General features: G+C 71.2%; 15 protein-coding genes. 7 read left to right on the forward strand and 8 right to left on the reverse strand.

The genetic code is table 11. The features are described from left to right. Positions 1 to 24 precede the first annotated feature (24 nt). Positions 25 to 291, reverse strand: a complete 267-nt coding sequence (locus WMF39_RS32230; RefSeq protein ID WP_044969499.1) for a phosphopantetheine-binding protein — start codon at positions 289 to 291, stop codon at positions 25 to 27. A gap of 84 nt (positions 292 to 375) precedes the next feature. On the opposite strand from WMF39_RS32230, the gene WMF39_RS32235 reads away from it, so the two are divergent. Next, positions 376 to 1167, forward strand: coding sequence for an enoyl-CoA hydratase/isomerase family protein (locus WMF39_RS32235; protein WP_437709110.1), 792 nt, complete (start codon positions 376 to 378; stop codon positions 1165 to 1167). Between the two features lie 187 nt (positions 1168 to 1354). Further along, positions 1355 to 2203 carry an RNA polymerase sigma factor gene (locus WMF39_RS32240; protein WP_437740311.1) on the forward strand — a complete coding sequence of 283 codons (849 nt, stop codon included), beginning with the start codon at positions 1355 to 1357 and terminating at the stop codon, positions 2201 to 2203. A 60-nt stretch (positions 2204 to 2263) separates the two neighbouring features. On the opposite strand, the gene WMF39_RS32245 is transcribed toward WMF39_RS32240, so the two are convergent. Further along, the gene (locus WMF39_RS32245) at positions 2264 to 3808 is read right to left on the reverse strand and encodes a flavohemoglobin expression-modulating QEGLA motif protein (RefSeq protein ID WP_437740312.1); all 1545 of its coding nucleotides are present in this window, start codon (positions 3806 to 3808) and stop codon (positions 2264 to 2266) included. 130 nt (positions 3809 to 3938) lie between these two features. Between WMF39_RS32245 and WMF39_RS32250 the strand changes: the two genes are divergently transcribed. Beyond that, positions 3939 to 4973: an AAA family ATPase gene (locus WMF39_RS32250; RefSeq protein ID WP_437740313.1), complete on the forward strand. Its 1035-nt coding sequence runs from the start codon at positions 3939 to 3941 to the stop codon at positions 4971 to 4973. 24 nt (positions 4974 to 4997) lie between these two features. Here the strand turns inward: WMF39_RS32250 and sixA are convergent, their stop codons facing one another. Then, positions 4998 to 5525: a phosphohistidine phosphatase SixA gene (sixA, locus tag WMF39_RS32255; RefSeq protein ID WP_437293838.1), complete on the reverse strand. Its 528-nt coding sequence runs from the start codon at positions 5523 to 5525 to the stop codon at positions 4998 to 5000. Positions 5526 to 5605: 80 nt separating this feature from the next. Further along, positions 5606 to 7489: a MopE-related protein gene (locus tag WMF39_RS32260; protein WP_437740314.1), complete on the reverse strand. Its 1884-nt coding sequence runs from the start codon at positions 7487 to 7489 to the stop codon at positions 5606 to 5608. A gap of 846 nt (positions 7490 to 8335) precedes the next feature. Here WMF39_RS32260 and WMF39_RS32265 point away from each other — a divergent pair. Both WMF39_RS32265 and WMF39_RS32270 read left to right on the forward strand, forming a co-directional pair. Continuing rightward, positions 8336 to 8854, forward strand: coding sequence for an SMI1/KNR4 family protein (locus WMF39_RS32265; RefSeq protein ID WP_437740315.1), 519 nt, complete (start codon positions 8336 to 8338; stop codon positions 8852 to 8854). 53 nt (positions 8855 to 8907) lie between these two features. After that, positions 8908 to 9978 carry an RluA family pseudouridine synthase gene (locus WMF39_RS32270; RefSeq protein ID WP_437740316.1) on the forward strand — a complete coding sequence of 357 codons (1071 nt, stop codon included), beginning with the start codon at positions 8908 to 8910 and terminating at the stop codon, positions 9976 to 9978. Here the strand turns inward: WMF39_RS32270 and WMF39_RS32275 are convergent. From WMF39_RS32275 to WMF39_RS32285, 3 genes are all read right to left on the reverse strand, one after another. Then, complete coding sequence (locus tag WMF39_RS32275) at positions 9959 to 10222, reverse strand: hypothetical protein (RefSeq protein WP_012238561.1); 264 nt, start codon at positions 10220 to 10222, stop codon at positions 9959 to 9961. The two genes, WMF39_RS32270 and WMF39_RS32275, sit on opposite strands and share 20 nt — an antisense overlap. Before the next feature lie 84 nt (positions 10223 to 10306). Further along, on the reverse strand, positions 10307 to 11848 hold the full coding sequence (locus WMF39_RS32280) for a hypothetical protein (RefSeq protein WP_437740317.1): 1542 nt from the start codon (positions 11846 to 11848) through the stop codon (positions 10307 to 10309). Next, positions 11845 to 12504, reverse strand: coding sequence for a Maf family protein (locus WMF39_RS32285; protein WP_437740318.1), 660 nt, complete (start codon positions 12502 to 12504; stop codon positions 11845 to 11847). The genes WMF39_RS32280 and WMF39_RS32285 overlap by 4 nt, the downstream gene beginning before the upstream one ends. 186 nt (positions 12505 to 12690) lie before the next feature. On the opposite strand from WMF39_RS32285, the gene WMF39_RS32290 reads away from it, so the two are divergent. Both WMF39_RS32290 and WMF39_RS32295 read left to right on the forward strand, forming a co-directional pair. Beyond that, positions 12691 to 14712 (forward strand): OmpA family protein, encoded by a 2022-nt coding sequence (locus tag WMF39_RS32290; RefSeq protein WP_437740319.1) that lies wholly within the window; start codon positions 12691 to 12693, stop codon positions 14710 to 14712. Further along, a complete protein-coding gene (locus tag WMF39_RS32295) occupies positions 14709 to 15611 on the forward strand; it encodes a PPC domain-containing DNA-binding protein (RefSeq protein WP_437740320.1) in 903 nt (300 codons plus the stop codon). The genes WMF39_RS32290 and WMF39_RS32295 overlap by 4 nt, the downstream gene beginning before the upstream one ends. 49 nt (positions 15612 to 15660) lie before the next feature. On the opposite strand, the gene WMF39_RS32300 is transcribed toward WMF39_RS32295, so the two are convergent. Continuing rightward, the gene (locus tag WMF39_RS32300) at positions 15661 to 16158 is read right to left on the reverse strand and encodes a polysaccharide biosynthesis/export family protein (protein WP_437740321.1); all 498 of its coding nucleotides are present in this window, start codon (positions 16156 to 16158) and stop codon (positions 15661 to 15663) included. Positions 16159 to 16251: the final 93 nt, after the last annotated feature.

Consider the following 16251-nt stretch of genomic DNA (forward strand, 5'->3'; position numbering starts at 1 on the left):
CCCGAACGGCTCTCTGCGGCGCGTTCACGCCGCCGCGGTCGACTTGACGATGTGGGCCACGAGCGCGTCCACCGATGCGAAGATCGGCCTCGCTTCGTCGCCCTCCGGGATGCGGACGCCGAAGCGCTCCTCCACGCTCATGGCGAGCTGGAGCGCGTCCAGCGAATCGAGGCCCAGCCCCGCGCCGAACAGCGGCGCGGCGTCGTCGATGTCGGCCGGCGTCTTCCCCTCGAGGTTCAGCTCCTCGACCATGAGTTCTTTTAACTTCTGCCGCACGTCCTGCGCGTTCATGAGCACGTCCCTGCGGGGTAGCACAATTCCGCGCCTTTCCACCAGGGGGCAGCGCTTTTTCTGACGGTTTGGTAAAGAGCGCCCATGGCCCTCGTCGACTACGCCACCTCTGCAGGCGTCGCGCTGCTTACGCTCAATGATCCGCCCGTCAACGGCTACACCCACGAGATGATGAAGGACCTCGACGCGGCCATCCTCGAGGCCCGCTTCGACAACGATGTCCATGTCATCGTCATCACTGGGCACGGCGAAAAGTTCTTCTGCGCAGGAGCGAACATCAACATGCTCCGCGAGTCGGACCCGACGTTCAAATACTACTTCTGTCTCCACGCGAACGAGACGTTGAGCCGCCTCGAGCACACGCCGAAGCTCTGCATCGCCGCGCTGAATGGCCACACGGTAGGCGGTGGTCTCGAGATCGCGATGGCCTGTGACCTCCGCATCGCCCGCAAAGGTGCCGGCAAGGTCGGCCTCCCCGAGGTCACGCTGGGCGTCCTGCCAGGCACCGGAGGCACCCAGCGCCTGGCCAGGCTCATCGGCAAATCGCGGGCGATCCAGCTGATGTGCGAGGGGCAGACGTTCGATTTCGAGACAGCGCTCGCGGTTGGCCTGATCAATGACGTCTGGGAGACGGCCTCCCATGACGAGTTCATGGACCGGATCCTCGCGTACAGCCACACGTTCACGCTGCCGGACCGCGCGGCGCTGGCGGTCGGGCGCATCAAGCGCGCCGTTCAGACGGGCTTCGAGGTAGGGCTCGAACAGGGGCTCGCCCTCGAACGAGAGCTCCAGGCCGAGCTGTTCACGTCGGAGGACGCCCGCGAGGGGCTCGCCGCGTACATGGAGAAGCGGAAGCCGGTGTTCCAAGGCAAATGAGCGCAAACTGAGCGCAAACTGAGCGCACGCCGCACGTCGAGCAATGCGCTGCCTCGCCGTTCTTCTCCGTCGGCAGCCGGACCAGATTGAGGCCGCCTCGAATGTAATAAAAATTACTTATTAATGGTAACGTCGGAGGGTTGGACGATTTTCAAATCAGAGGGGGCTGCTGCACGTAAGTTCAGGCATGCAACAGCTTGTTGAGCATGGGCCCCCTCTGGAGCGGCCCAGCTTCGAGACCGTGTACACTGTCGGGCTGTCATTCCTCCGACAAGCGCTCCGCTGGCTCGGGGTGGCAGAGCGCGACGTCGACGACGTCCTGCAAGACGTCATGATCGCTGCGTATCACGCGCTGGATCGCTTCGATCCGAGGCGCTGCTCAGACGAGGCGCGCACCAGACATCCCCCCTGCGGCCACGCCCCAAGCCTGGAACGCGGGGCGCCACAAACGGCGAGCCCGCTCGGCGAGCCCCTCAGGCGCTGGCTGTTCGGCATCGCCTGGCGACAGGTCGGCCACTATCGCGAGCGCGCCCACCGCCGCCGAGAGATCGCGGTCGGCGCCGGGGCGAGCTGGCCGTTCGAGCTCGCCGACCCCGGCTTGACCTCGGAACAGCTGCTCGCACGCGAGCAAAGCGGCCAGCTCGTCGGCAGGCTGCTCGGCGGGATCGACACCGAGCGACGCGTGGTCTTGATCATGCACGATCTGCTCGATGTGACGACCGCCGACATCGCGCGCGACCTGGACGTGAAGGAGAACACGGTGCGCAACCGCCTCCGGCTGGCCCGCGAGGACTTCCGCGTGGCGGTGAAGCGCATGAACGCCGAGGACCGGCGCGCACTCCACGATCCGTTGAGCCTCCAGGTCGCCGAGCGCTCCCGCGGGGCGGACGAAGAGTCGCTCATGAGCACCGCCAGGCTCATCCCCGAGGTGCCGGACGCTACCCGGCGCAGGATCTGGCTCGCGGTCACGCGCGCGATCGCCGAGGCGCACGCGGCGGGCCCGAACCCCAAGGCTTGCGCCGCGCCAGCTCCGTAGGCGACCGCCGCACGCACCGAAGGGAGGCCGGCGCAACCGAGGCCCCGGGGTCGGCCGCGCTCAGCGCTCCAGCATCCTGCCGTAGTGCTCGGCGAGGGCCGTCCCTCCCAGGCGGGAGAAGAAGGAAGAATAGCATATCCAGATCGCCAGCCCGTTCATGTCGTCGAAGATCGGCGGGAGATACGGGGGCGGGCGGATGATCCCGTCGGTCACGTGCGCATGGAGGACAGGGACGTCCTCGTGCGCGACCTTCCCCACGAACAAGAAGGGAATCAGCATCGCCCGATCGTGCTGAATGGCCGCGCGCATGAAGGCGTAGTTGAGAACGATCCCCTTGCAGTAGCAGGCGTCCTTCGTGAACGGCGCCCCTCCCGCGAGCACGCCGCCGCGGAAGACGCGCCTGGCATTCTGGAAGCACTCGTCTTCTTCGTAACCTTCGGTGCGGTACCACTCGAACACGTCGAGGAACGACGCCCCGTCCTCCGCCTTGTCCACCGCGAGGATGCGGTCGTTCAGCTTCTTCGCGCGACGCGGAGTGCTCCTGAAGGTGAGGATCTCCACCAGAACGGCGAGCCCTTCCTGAACCGCCGTGGTGCGCGGAGGCCCCTTCGCGAGCCAGCGCGCCACCGGCTGAGCTTGCCCGTTCAAGCTGGTCGCCACGTGCACCCACCCCTCGTGCGCCTCGAGGATGTCGACATCGCTCTTGGCGAACATCGCGCCGCTCCGGATCTTCACGTAGTCGCTGCCGGCGGCGGCGTCCGCGAGGAGCGAGTCGTCCACCTGCACGCGGATCGACGCGCCGCCGAAGAAGCGGTCGAAGCGGGCGTTCAGATCGAGCGCCGCCATCTCCGCCGTGATCTCCCGCTGCTGCGACGGGCCGAGGCGCTCACCGCCGATCGCCGTCAGGAGGTCGTAGAGCACGAACCCCATGTCCCGCACGCTCGTCTTTCCGTCTGGCAGCTTGTCCTTCGGGGATCCGTAGAGCTCGCGGGACAGCGCATAGAACGCCTTCGTTCCCCGTCCGATGAGCATGCGCACGACCTTCCGGTACTCATCCGCCGTCGCGCGGAGGATCTGCCCGAGCCGATCGCGCTTGCCGAGCTCCCGCTCGGCGTCGCGCAGGATCTCCTCGAGCTCGCGCTGCTTGGCCTCCGGGTCGAACCCCAGATCGTCCGAGTAGGCGACCTGCGGCAGCTCGCGCTGCTTCGAGCGGACAAATTGCTCTTCGACGTCCGCCTCCCAGCGAAGCGCCTGGAGGATGCGGATCGGCCGCTGCGCATCGAGCACGCGCTGAGCCAGCGTCGCGAGGATCTCCTTGTAGGAACGCCACGGCCCCGCGACCGGCGGGAGCGGCGCGTGCGGGATCGGTCCGTCGTGCAAGCTCAGGGACTCGAGCGGCGCCGACGGCGCTTCACCGCTCTCCGCGCCGCCTTCCCCAGGGCCGACCTGGCCGCCGGTCTCGGCCGCTCCCGCGCCGTCCTCCGCCGCGCCAGCGCTGCCGCTGCTCGGCTCGTCCGCTGGCTCGCTCACCTTGAGCTCGCGCTGCGCCTCCACGTCCGCCGCGTGCGCCCCTCTCCTCTCCCGGGCCTCAGAGCTCTGCGCCATTGCGATCGATTGCTAACACTGGCTCACCTGTCCGAGCAAACCTCCACGGGCCAGGACCAGCGCCGCGGGGAGCGCCGGCTTCGCCGGATCCTTGTCGGCATCGCGGCCTCGGGGTACGAGCCCTGCCCGTATGAGCGATCCCGAGCACAAGAATGACGCCGCGACGACCGCCGAGGAGGAATCGACCGCCCTCTCGGACGCCGCGCTCCTCGAGCGCACAGCGGAGGGGGCCAGGCGGCTCCGCTCGGCGATCGCGGCGGCGGTGGTAGGGCAGGACGATGTCGTCGAGGCCATGCTGATCACGCTCGCCGCGCGCGGGCATGCGCTGCTCGTCGGCGTCCCGGGGCTCGCCAAGACGCTGCTCGTGTCGTCGCTCGCGAGGGCGCTCGATCTCAGCTTTGGGCGCGTCCAGTTCACGCCTGACCTGCTGCCCGCCGACATCACGGGGACCGACGTGCTGCACGAGCAGCACGGGTCGCGGAGCCTGCGCTTCCAGCCCGGCCCCATCTTCCACAACCTCGTCCTCGCGGACGAGGTGAACAGGACGCCGCCGAAGACGCAGGCCGCCCTGCTCGAGGCGATGCAGGAGCGCAAGGTGACCGTCGGGACCACCACGCACGCCCTCCCCGACCCGTTCCAGGTGTTCGCGACGCGAAACCCGATCGAGCAGGAAGGGACCTACCCGCTGCCAGAGGCGCAGCTCGACCGCTTCTTGCTGGAGATTCACGTCACCTACCCGAGCGAGGCCGAGGAGCGCGAGGTGGCGCGACGGACGACCTCGGGGAAGCCGCCGGCGATCGCGGCGGTGCTCAAGGCGCGAGAGGTGCTGGCGATCGGGCGCCTCGTCCCGAGGATCCCGGTGACCGACGAGGCCGTGGACCTCGCGGTGCGCCTCGCCAGGGCGACGCGGCCGGGGGCGGAGCGCGCTGCGCAGGAGGTCCGGGACTACGTGCGCTACGGCGCGGGGCCGCGCGGGAGCCAGGCGCTGGTGATCGCGGCCAAGGCGCGCGCCGCGCTCCGCGGCGAAGCAGCCGCAGACGTGGACGACGTGAGGGCGCTGCTGATCCCGGCGCTGCGGCACCGGATCGTGCTGTCGTACCGCGCCGAGGCGGACGGCGTCCGCGACGTCGACGTGCTGAGCGCCGTGGAGAGATCGGTGCGCTGAACGGCGCCGCGGCGCGGACGCCCATCACCGGGCGCGAGGCGCCTGTTGCTGCGCTTCCTTCACCGGCGTGACCGCCTTCATGGCCTTCAGATCCAACGCGAAGCGCAGCGTCCCCGGCCCGCGCCCGTCCCAGCTCACCGCGACGACGCCGCTCTTCTTCAGGCTCAGGCCGGCCCAGCCGCCGTCGCCGAGCAGCGACGTCACCAGCGCCGACAACGAAGGCTCGTGCCCCACCAGCGCCAGCGGCTGAGCCCCCTGGTGCTGCGAGAGCCGGCGAAGGATCTCGGCCGTGTCGCGCGAGGGAGAGAGCTCGGCGACCACCGACACCTCGTCGGTCAGCCCGGCGGCCTCGGCGATGATCTCCGCGGTCTGCACCGCGCGCACGAGGGGGCTCGTCCAGATCACCCCAGGACAGCGGTCCTTCTGCTTCGCGAGCCATTTGGCGACGCGCCGGGTCAGCTTGCGCCCCTTGCCCGTCAACCAGCGACCTGCGTCGCCGAGGTCCGGCGCGTCATCCACGGCATGGCCATGGCGGATGATCAGGATCTCCATGACCTGACCTTAGCCCGGACGAGCGCCAGCCGGGGAGCGCCGCGCGAGCGAAAGAGGCGGCGGCGTCACCTCGACGCCCATCAGAACTCGCACTGATGGGTCGCATCGTTGCAGTGCGAGCCCGGCGCCACGAAGGGACAGATGCTCCCGCGGAAGTTCTCGCACGGGAAACCGCACGTGAATGAAGTGTGCGTGTAGCAGCTCTGCCCCTCGTCGCAATCGGCATCGGAGGCGCATCGGCAGTTGAAATCGTCAGGGAACCCGTTCCCGTTTTCATCAAGGCCGTTGCAGCACTCGGTCACGTAGACGTCGCTCGCGCTGCAGTCCTCGTCCGCGCAGTCCAGCGCGCCGTCGCAGTCGTTGTCGATCCCGTCGGTGCACGCGGCGGTCCCGAACTCGGGGCCAGGCGCGGCGCCCTTCGCGCAGCTCCGGCATGAGCCGAAGGTGGCGCAGCCGGGATCAGCGCAGTCGACGTAGTGATCGCCGTCGTTGTCGAGGTCGTCGTCACAGATCTCGCGCGGGTTCGGGACGATCTCGACGTTGAGCACGAAGGGGCCCTCGTTCGGTCCGCTCGCGGGATCGATCGTGAAGCCGTCGAGGAAGACGAAATAGGTGCCGGGGTACAGGATGCCGAAATCGAGCAGGGAGGCCCGCGACCCGCCGCTGTCGTCGTCGCAGCCGATCTCCCGGCCGGAATTGCAGACGCCCGTGCGGACGTAGAGCGCCGTGTCGAAGGCCGACCCGCGCGAGTCGACGCGCACGCGCGACGGCGCGGTGAGCACGAAGAAGAAGACCGCCTCGCCGGCGTCGCCGCCGCACTCACCCCGGGTCTCGCTCACGTGCCCGGTGGTGTCCCCCGTGTACGTGCCAGTCCCGGGGATGCGCTTCGGCGACAGGCAGTTGGCCTGCTCGAGCACGCACACGGGGCTGCTCGCGCAGTCCGGGTCCTGGCAGTCGACCAGGGCGTCGCCGTCGTCGTCGACGTCGTTGTTGCAGCGCTCCGGCGTCGGCTCGCAGTTCGGCGCGAAGGCGCAGGCGCTGTCCGCGCAGTCGACGCGCTCATCGCAGTTGTTGTCGGCGCCGTCGTCGCAGATCTCCGGCACGCAGCGCTCGCAGGCCGGCGCGGAGGTGCACTGCGGATCCGCGCAGTCGACGCGCCCGTCGCAGTCGTTGTCAGCGCCGTCCTCGCACCGCTCCGGCGAGCCGGGCGGCTGGCACGCGCAAGGGAAGATGCCGCGGCAGTCCGGATCGCCGCAGTCGACCAGGAGATCGCAGTCGTCATCCTCGCGGTTGTCGCAGCGCTCGCGCTGGGAGCTGCAGGCGCAGAGCGGCTCGGAGCCGCAGTCGGCGTCGTCGCAGTCGAAGGCGAGATCGCAGTCGTCATCGGCGCCGTTGCCGCACTTCCCGGCCTCCGAGGTGGAGCAGCCGCAGACCGGCGTTCCCGAGCAGTCGGCGTCGAAGCAGTCGACGATCGTGTCGCAGTCGTCGTCGGCGCCGTTCTGACAGCGCTCGCCGGCAGGGCTCGGGGTACAGCCGCAGATCTCCCCCGCTGCGCAGGCGGGATCGAAGCAGTCGCTGACGCCGTTGCAGTCGTTGTCCGCGGCGTCCGAGCAGATCTCCGGCGCGCCCGGGAAGACGGACGGGTTGAGGTCGTTGCAGTCGCTCCCGCCGCAGAACGTCGGGCCGACGCCGTCCCGATCGTCGTCGCGGGGACGATGGTCGCAGCGCCCGTCTGCGCAGTCGTCGCTCGTGCAGTCGTCGCCATCGTCACAGTCCGTGGGGCCGCCACACGCGTCGAAGCCTCCGACGCCCTCGCCTCCGTTCGATGAGGTCGACATGCTGCCGCCGCTCGTCGCGCCACCAAAGCCGCCCCCTCCAGCGCTGGCGTTCGAGAGGTCGGGGAGGCTCGTCCGGCCGCACGCTCCCGCCAGGACGCCGAGCACCGCCCATGCGCCGAGCGCCATGAGGCACCGTCGAATCCGGGAAGGCCGCGGAAGCGCCCCCTCGACCCACGCTGAAGAGCCCGGCTTCATCTCTCACCCTCTCGCACCGGCCGCACGGTGCCCGCGCTTCGGTCCACTTTACAACCCCGAGTTTCCAGGAAAGCAAGTTTTGATCCGTTGGCTCTGGCCGGTCGGTGAGGCGTTGATCTGGAGCGCGCTTCCTCGCTCTGCGCGGCCAGCCCGAGCAGCTGCCAGGGCTGCTCACGAGCCGGCCTGCACGCCGAGCCGGCCAGCTCGCGCCACGGGATCAGTTGCGGGTCGGAGCATCCGCGTGTAACGAGGGCCGGTGGGAGCGGAGCTCCAGATCGAGTACGAGCGGCCGCCTCCTGGCCTCCAGCGCGGGCGTTACCCTGCGCCACAATGGGTCATCCTGGGGATCGGCGCCGCGGTGGTGCTCATCGCAACCGCCGTCCTGATCTGGCGAGCGCGGCGCGCCTTCAGCGCACACGGGAGAGGCGGACCGCGCTCCTCGAGACGAGGGTGACGGGAACGGGAAACCAGGCGATCACTTCAGGGGGAGGAGGAATGATCAACCGCAGTGCGATCGCAGGTTGACACCGAGCGGACCGGACCGGTAGGCACCATAGAGGGATGCGCACCCGGTCGGCCGACGTAGAGAGCCGACCGAGCGCGCGACGAGCCTGCAACATCCGGGGCCCAAAGACGCGGCCCCAGTGAGGCCCTTTGGGTCCTGAAGAACGCCGCGCAACCGCGGCCCGTGGATACATGGCACCGATCGAACGTGGCGTTGAGCTTGTGCATCGCGTGATCGCGCAACTGAAGAAGCGCCCTTCCAGCCATACCGCCGTGGGAGCTAGCCAGGCCGCTCTCGATGCGCTCGAGTCGAGGCTGATGGTCGAGCTGCCGCCCACGCTGCGGGCGTTCCTCGAGTTCGATTTCACGTTCGATAGTCTGGGCCCGCGGTTCAAGGGGCGGCATCGCTTCGGCCAGGACCCGTCGGCGCCTCGACCGAAGCTCACCTCGGTCCGCAAGCTGGCCGAGGCGAAGACCGACCTCGGCTGGACCGAATCGCGACTCCGGGCCAAGGTCGTGAGGCTGCCCAACCTCCCCGGTCAGCCATGGAACGCGCTCTACCTCGGGGAGGCCAGGCGGGACGGCGAGCTCGTCATCCTCGGCCTCGACAACGAGGACACGAACGTCCGGGTCTTCCCGCGCTACACCGCGTTCGACCTGTACCTCGCCGAGCAGTGCGGCCTCATCAAGCTGCGCGAAGCGCAGCGGCTCGAGGACCTCGAGTCGCACGTGGCGCTCAACCCCGAGCTCGGGACCGCCGAAGAGGACGACGAGGGCGACACGGAGTATTGATCGCGCGGCCGCGACGCCCTCACCCTGGCGCCGCTCGGCCGTGAACGACGTCCGTGACGAACGCGATGGCTGCCGGTGCAGGAGCGCTCCACTTCCGGTTCCGGGTGGACGACGGCGACCCTCGTGACCGGCTCGACAAGCTCGTCGTCCACCTGCTCGACCGCGCCGGCCATGCGGCCTCTCGCGCGGCGGTGCAGCGGTGGATCGCCGCCGGTCGGGTCCTCGTCGACGGGGAGCCCGCGCGCGCGTCGGTGGCGGTGCGCGCAAGCGCGCTGGTCGAGGTCCGCCCCGAAGAGCCGTCGCCCTCGCCCACCGCGGCCGAGCCCGACGTGGCCATCCCGGTGGTGTACGAGGATGAGCACCTGCTCGTCATCGACAAACCTGCCGGGCTCGTCGTGCATCCGGCCCGCGGCCACGCGTCCGGCACGCTGGTCAACGGGCTGCTCGCCCTGCCCGGGTTCGCCCTGGCGCCCGCCGATCCGCGCGATCCCATGGGCCATGTCCGCCCGGGGATCGTGCACAGGCTCGACCGAGGGACGAGCGGCCTGCTCGTCGTGGCGAAGGACGAGCCCACCCGCGAGGCGCTGAAAGATCGGTTCGCCAGGCACGCGATCGAGCGCGAGTACGCCGCGATCGTCGCCGGCGAGGCGCGAGACGCCACCTACGACACGCTCCACGGCCGGCACCCGACCGACAGGCTCCGGTTCACGTCGTGGATCCGCGGCGGCGCCGGCGCACCCGGCTCCGGAGCCGGCGCGCCCGGTTCACGCGTCGCCGCGCCGCGCCGCGCCGTGACGCACGTCCGCGTGCTCGAGAGGCTCGGCGACGCGGCGACCGTCGTCGCGTGCTCGCTGGAGACGGGCCGCACCCACCAGATCCGGGTGCACCTCGCCGAGCGCGGCAGGACCCCCGTCCTCGGAGACCCCCTCTACGGCAAGCCGCCGAAGAAGCCGGCCGTGCGGGCGATCGCGGAGGAGCTGGGCCGGCAAGCCCTCCACGCGCGCGTGCTCGGGTTCATCCACCCCGCCACGCAAAAGCCCGTCCGCTGGGAGAGCGCGCTGCCAGCGGACATGCGCAAGGCGCTCGACCAGCTGCGGGCGCTCGCTACCAGATCTTCGATTTGATGTGGCCCTTGGACTTGATGAGGATGTCGACGAGGGCGCGGTCGTAGAAGTTCTTCTGGTAGAGGTCCGGCGAGACGCGGCTCTTGTAGAGGGCGCGCCCTTCCTCGATCTCTTCGGACAAGACCGTGAAGAGGTCATCCTGCTGGATGCCCTGCACGATCTTCTCCTCGTTGTAGAGCGAGAGATCGCTCGCGATGGCGCGCGCGAGGCGGCGCGCCGCCTCTTCCGTTTCAATCAAGGGCATCCGTCTCTCCTCCAGGTTCGCCAGCCGGGGGCACGCGCTCCCGAACCGACGGGGGCCTAGGATGCAGCAGCCCAGGCGGCGCTGTCAAAGTAGCTCGTCGTCCGACGACCCGCCCCCCCACCCGCGCGGCGGCGCGAGGGGCGCGGCGCGCATGTGGGTGGTCGCGCGGGGCGCGCCAGCGGCAGGCCGATCCGCTTCCTGGCGCGCCGCGGCGAGGGCGGCGAGCCCCGAGAGGAGCGGGAACGCGACCAGCCCGTAACGCCCGGCACCGAAGAACACGGCGTGCGTCGCCGCGGTCGCAGCGAGGACGGCGAGCGCGGCGCCCACGAGCACCGGCGCCCGGAGGAGCGCGCGGCCCTTGAGCAGCGCGAGGCCGAGGAGCGCGAGGTAGCCAACCCATGCATGGACGTGCAGCGCGGCGACGACCCCCAGCGCGAACAGCGCGAGCCGAGCGATGTCGAGCGCGCGCTGCGCGAGCGAGGGACGGCGAGCTGCGCCGGGCGCCTGCGCGGGCCTGCGCGCCGCCCACACGAGCGCGGCGAGGAGGACGACGCGCTCGAAGACGGTCTCGACGGCGCCGAGCGCGACCTTGTCGGCCTCGCTGAACGCAGACGGGTTCGAGGAGTGGAGGTACCACCCGGCCGCGCCGCAGTAGTCGAACGTCGCCGCGAGCTTCCTGGGCACGAGCCCGAGCCATTCGCCCGGGTGCTCCGCGATGTACCGGCGCGCCTCACGGCCGAAGCAGGCGTCCTTGCCGGCTTCGTCGAAGACCTCGCGGCACGCCTCGGGGACCTGGACCGGCGCCCAGGCGCCGGTGGACGCCGGATCCGCTCCGATGAGGAGATTCCATCCGCCGTTCACGCTCACCAGGGCGCACTGGTTCATCCGCAGGCAGTTGCGCGCGGTCCAGGGCGCGCACACGAGGAGCGCCGCGATGACGGCCAGCAGGACGGGCGCCGCGCGCGCGGCAAACGGGGGGAGGAGCCGGGGACCGCCTGCAGGCGGAGAGCCCGAGAGGGCGAGGCCGGCGAACAGGGGCGCGAGCAGGAGCGCCTGCGGGCGGACGAGGGTGGCGGCGCCGATGAGCAGCCCGATGACGGCGAACGGGGCCAGCGCGGGGCGGCGCTCGCGCGCCCTCGCGGACGCCCACGCCGCGCAGGCGACGAGCGAACCGGTGACGCCCTCGGTCATGAGCGCCGGGGTATACGCCACGAGCCCGGGGTGGAGGGCGACGAGCCCACCGGAGAGCGCCGGCACGGCGCGCGAGCGCGGCGCGGCGCGGGCCGCCAGGCGATGGACGGCGAGCGCCGCGAACGCGCCAAGCACGGCGTTCAGCAGCATCGCGACCGCGGGGTGCGCGCCGAGCAGCGCGTACAGCGCGCCGACCGCGCCCGGGTAGCCCACCGGGTAGTGCGCGGCGTACGTGACGACGCCGTCCGGCCATAGCCACGTGTAGCCGAGCCCCGCCGCGATCCGCTCGGCGATGCGCTGGTAGTACGTCCCGTCGGCGGTAGGCGGGAAGCGCCCGGCCGCCCAGACGACCATGGCGAGCCGCGCGGCGAGGGCGAGCGCGAAGATCGCGCCCGCGTCGCGCCGACGCGCGACGACCGAGGCGCCGTCGCTCATGATGAGCGCGCGAGCGACAGCGGGAAGCGCGCGAGCAAGCCGGTGGCCCGCAGCGCAGCGACGACCTCGCACGCGGGCAGACCGACGACGTTCGAATAGGAGCCGTCGATGCGCGCGACGGCGAACGCGCCGATGCCCTGAATCGCGTAGGCGCCGGCCTTGTCGAGCCCCTCGCCGGTCGCCGCGTACGACGCCACCTCGCCGTCGTCGAGCTCGCGGAAGCGCACCCGCGTCACGACCGTCTCGGCGTGGAGCGCCTCGGCGAGGCCCGGGGCGGATGCCGTCGCGACGTTGGCCCGATCGCCGCCGGCGATCGCGAACCTCGTCCAGACCTGGTGCTCGCGGCCCGAGAGGGCGCGGAGCATGGCGCGCGCGTCGACCTCGTCCCGCGGCTTGCCGAGGATGGAATCGCCGAGGATGACCGACGTGTCGGCGACGAGGATCGCGCCCGCCCCGGCCGCCTGGCGCAGGCGCCGCGCGGCCGCGAGCTTCGCCAGGGTGACGCGCTCCAGGTAGGCAGCGGCGTCCTCGCCGGCGCGCCCCGCCTCGTCGACCTCGGCTGCCGCGACGCGGAGGGGCAGGCCGAGCGTGGTCAGGATCTCTCGCCGGCGCGGCGAGCCGGAGCCGAGCAGGAGCGGGTGTGAGTCGTCGATCATGGTCGTGCGGACGCCGGCGGCGCCGGCCCCGGCCGGGCGTGGTCCTAGCACGGCGCCAGCGCGACCGCGGAGCACGACGCAATCCGACGCAATCCGACGCAAATCCGAGCCTCGGACGCCAGCGGATCGCGACGCGTCGATTGCTCTTTTGACTCTCCCCCCGGCAGTAGTAGAGGGTCGGGCGCGATGCGCGCCAACCGGAGGGAGCCTGCACGATCGAGCCTCCCGCTGCTGGTGGCGTCCGGGGTCTTCATGGCGACCCTCCTTCCGGCGCCGGTGCGCGCGGACGAGTGCGCGCCGGCCAGCGGGCTGTCGGGCTGTATCGATGCCGACAACCTCTGGCCGCACGCAGGCGGCGGCCCTTTCTTCGCCGTGGGGAGCACAGGGACGGCTCCGAGCGCGAAGGCCTCGTTCGGCCTCGTGGCGAGCTACCTGTCGCGGCCAGTGGGCCTGCGCACCGCCTCGCCCGACCCCGAGGGGACGGTCATCCATGCGCTGGACAACATGGTCGACGCGACGTTCCTGGCGTCGTTCGGGCTCACCGATCGCCTGGAGGTCACGGTCGCCACTCCCGTCACCCTGTACCAGGACGGGGCAGGCTTCTCCGACGTCCTCGGCACCGACACGGAGCTCCAGCGCAGCGTGATGCGCGACGCTCGCCTGGGCGCCGCGTTCGCGATCTTGCCGCCGGCCCAGCGTGGTCCGCTCGATGGCTTCTCGCTGGCAGCGCGCCTCGATCTGGGCGTGCCGACAGGCGACGGGTCGGTGTTCGCCAGCGCCGGGACCGTGACGCTCGCGCCGAGCGTCGCCGCAGCGTACCGGCTCGGCAAGCTCCTGCTCGCGACCGAGGTCGGGGCCCGGCTCCGTGGCTCGAGCACGCTGATCGATACCGAGGTCGGCCCACAGCTCCTCGGCGCCCTCGGCGCCTCGGTCGACGTGCTCCCGGACCGCTGGCTCACGGCGTCCGCGGAGGCGTTCGCCCTCTACACGCTCGCCGAGCAGCCCGCCGGAGCCCCGGCGCTGGTGCCGGCGGAGTGGATCCTCTCGGCCACGAGCGCCCCGCTGCTCGCAGGCGACGTCTCGCTGTCCGCGGGCGGCGGCGGCGCCATCCCGTTCGCCTCCGGCGGCGCGCTCACCGCGCCGCGCGTCCGGTTCAACCTGGGGCTCCGCTATGCGCCGACGGGGCGCGATGCAGACGCCGACGGCGTCCTCGATCGCGACGACGAGTGCCCGCCCGTCGCGGAGGATCGCGACGGCTTCCGGGACGGCGACGGATGCCCCGATCCCGACAACGACGGCGATCGGATCCCCGACGGTCGCGACAGGTGCCGGGACGAGCCCGAGACGATCGACGGCTTCCAGGACGGCGACGGCTGCCCGGATGCGGACGACGACAGCGACGGCGTCCCGGACGACGCCGACGCTTGCCGGAACGACGCCGAGGACCGCGACGGCTTCCAGGACAGCGACGGATGCCCCGATCCCGACAACGATGGCGACGGGATCCTGGATGCGCGCGACACGTGCCCCATGGGCGCGGAAGACGTGGACGGCTTCAAGGACGACGACGGATGCCCCGATCCCGACAACGACATCGACCAGGTCCCTGACGCCAGCGATCAGTGCCCGGGCAACGCCGAGGATCGCGACGGCTTCCAGGACGACGACGGCTGCCCCGAGCGCGACAACGACGAGGACGGCGTGGCCGACGCGGCCGACGCATGCCCCGTCACCGCCGAGACGATCGACGGCACGAACGACGCCGACGGCTGCCCTGAGCCGGCCGGCAGGTCCTTGCCGCGGTGGTCCGGCGATCAGGTCGTCCTCGACGGCCTGGCCCGCTTCCCGGCGGCGAGCGCCCGCGTGCCGCCGGCCCTCGCGGCGCAGCTCGGCATGATCGCCCAGCTCATGCGCGGGCGCATGCCCCTCGACATCGTCATCGTGGAGGCCTACGCCGATCGTCAGGGCGATCAGTCCACGCGCGCCCTCGAGCTCGCGGGCGCGCGCGCGAGCGCCGTCAAGGAGTTCCTTGCAACCGCGGGCTTGCCGGCGGACCGGATCACGGCCGCCGCTGGCGACCCATCAGCCAAGCGCGCGCCTGGCGCGCCCCAGATCGAGGTGACGGCGACCCGCGCTCGGCGCTCTGAAGGAGCCCCGGGTGCTCCGGGCGCAGCCCCCTCGACGACCGGAGAGAAGAAACAGCGATGAATGTCCTCGAGGCACGCCGTGCCCGCCATTTGATCATCCGCCTCGACCGGGGCGAGGAGCTCCCTGCAGCGCTGGTGCGCGCGCTTGATGAGGCCGAGGCGCGCGCCGGCTGGATCGAGGGGGTAGGTTCGCTGGAGAAGGCCGAAGTGGCGCTGTTCGATCAAGCTTCCCGCACCTACGCGAAGACGCGCGTCCTCGACGGCCCGTGCGACGTGGTGGCGCTCTCGGGGAACATCGCGCTCCAGCAGGGAGAGACCTCGCTTCGGCTGTCGGCCACGCTCGCCCGCGAGTCGGGCGTCGGCCTCCAGCTCGCCGCCGGCGAGCTCGTGTGGGCGCGTGTCTACGGGCTCGAGCTCCGCGTCACGGCGTTCGACGATCTGCCCCTGGCGCGGGTGTTCGACGATCGAACGGGCGCGATGCAGCTCGGGACCCAGTCGTCCGCCATCCCCGCGCTCGCGGGCGAACCGCCCCGCCTGGCGCCTCCGGCGCACGCCGCGGAGCTGCCGCGCGCGACGCCCCCGGCGCCCGCCATCGAGCCGCCGCGCGCGACGCCTCCGGCGCCCGCCATCGAGCCGCCGCGCGCGACGCCTCCGGCGCCCGCCATCGAGCCGCCGCGCGCGGCCTCAACGGGCTCCGCGGAGCTCGCCGCCGCGCCGCTACCGCAGCGCCCGACCCGTCCTCGCCAGGAGGACGAGCTCTATCCGGAAGTGGGCGACAGCGTGACCCACTTTCACTTCGGCGAGTGCACCGTGATCAGCTCGGATGGCGAGCGGATCCGCCTCCGCCAGGAGCGCGACGGCCGCGTGCGCGAGGTCTCGCTGACGATGCTCCGCATCGAGCCTCCCACCGTCGACGCGGCGACAGGCAGGAAGCAGTTCCGCCTCGCGCGGAAGAACTGAGAGCGACCGCGCCACCTCGGTCGAGAGGTGGCGCACGGCGCCTGCGCGCTCAGAAGACGCGCTGGGCGATGTGGATCGAGTCCCCTGCCTGAAGCGGCACATCGGGGATCTTGTTGTCGATGATGTCCTCGACCGAGACGGTGGTGAACACCGTCTTGCCCTGAGACTTCCTGCGGATCGTGACCCGATCCTTGTCCGCGATGCTGTTGAACCCTCCCGCCATCGAGATGGCGCGGAGCAGCGTCATGCCGGGCTGGAGCGGCAGGGACCCAGGCTTCTGCACCTCGCCGAGCACCTCGACCCGCTTCGAGTTGTACTCCTTGATGCTCACGCTCACGCTGGGATCGGTGAGGACCTGCCCTTCCATGAGCTTCGCGCGCACGAGCTCCGCGACTTCCTGAGGCTCGAGGCCCGACACCTTGAGCCGCTTCACGTACGGGACGTCGACGGTGCCGTCCGGCGCGACGGTGAACGTCGAGGGCAGCTTGTCTTCTCCGACGATGCGGAGCTCGAACACGTCGCCGACCCCGATGGTCGTCGCCTCCACCGGCGCAGGCAGGTTCGCTGGCTGGGGCGTTCGCGATGAGCACGCAGCGAGCGCCAGCGCGAGCACGGCGGCGGTCCACCGACCAGCACGCCG

Origin of the sequence: Sorangium sp. So ce1504, from assembly GCF_051521635.1 — a bacterium.
Classification (GTDB): Bacteria; Myxococcota_A; Polyangia; order Polyangiales; family Polyangiaceae; genus Sorangium; species Sorangium cellulosum_B.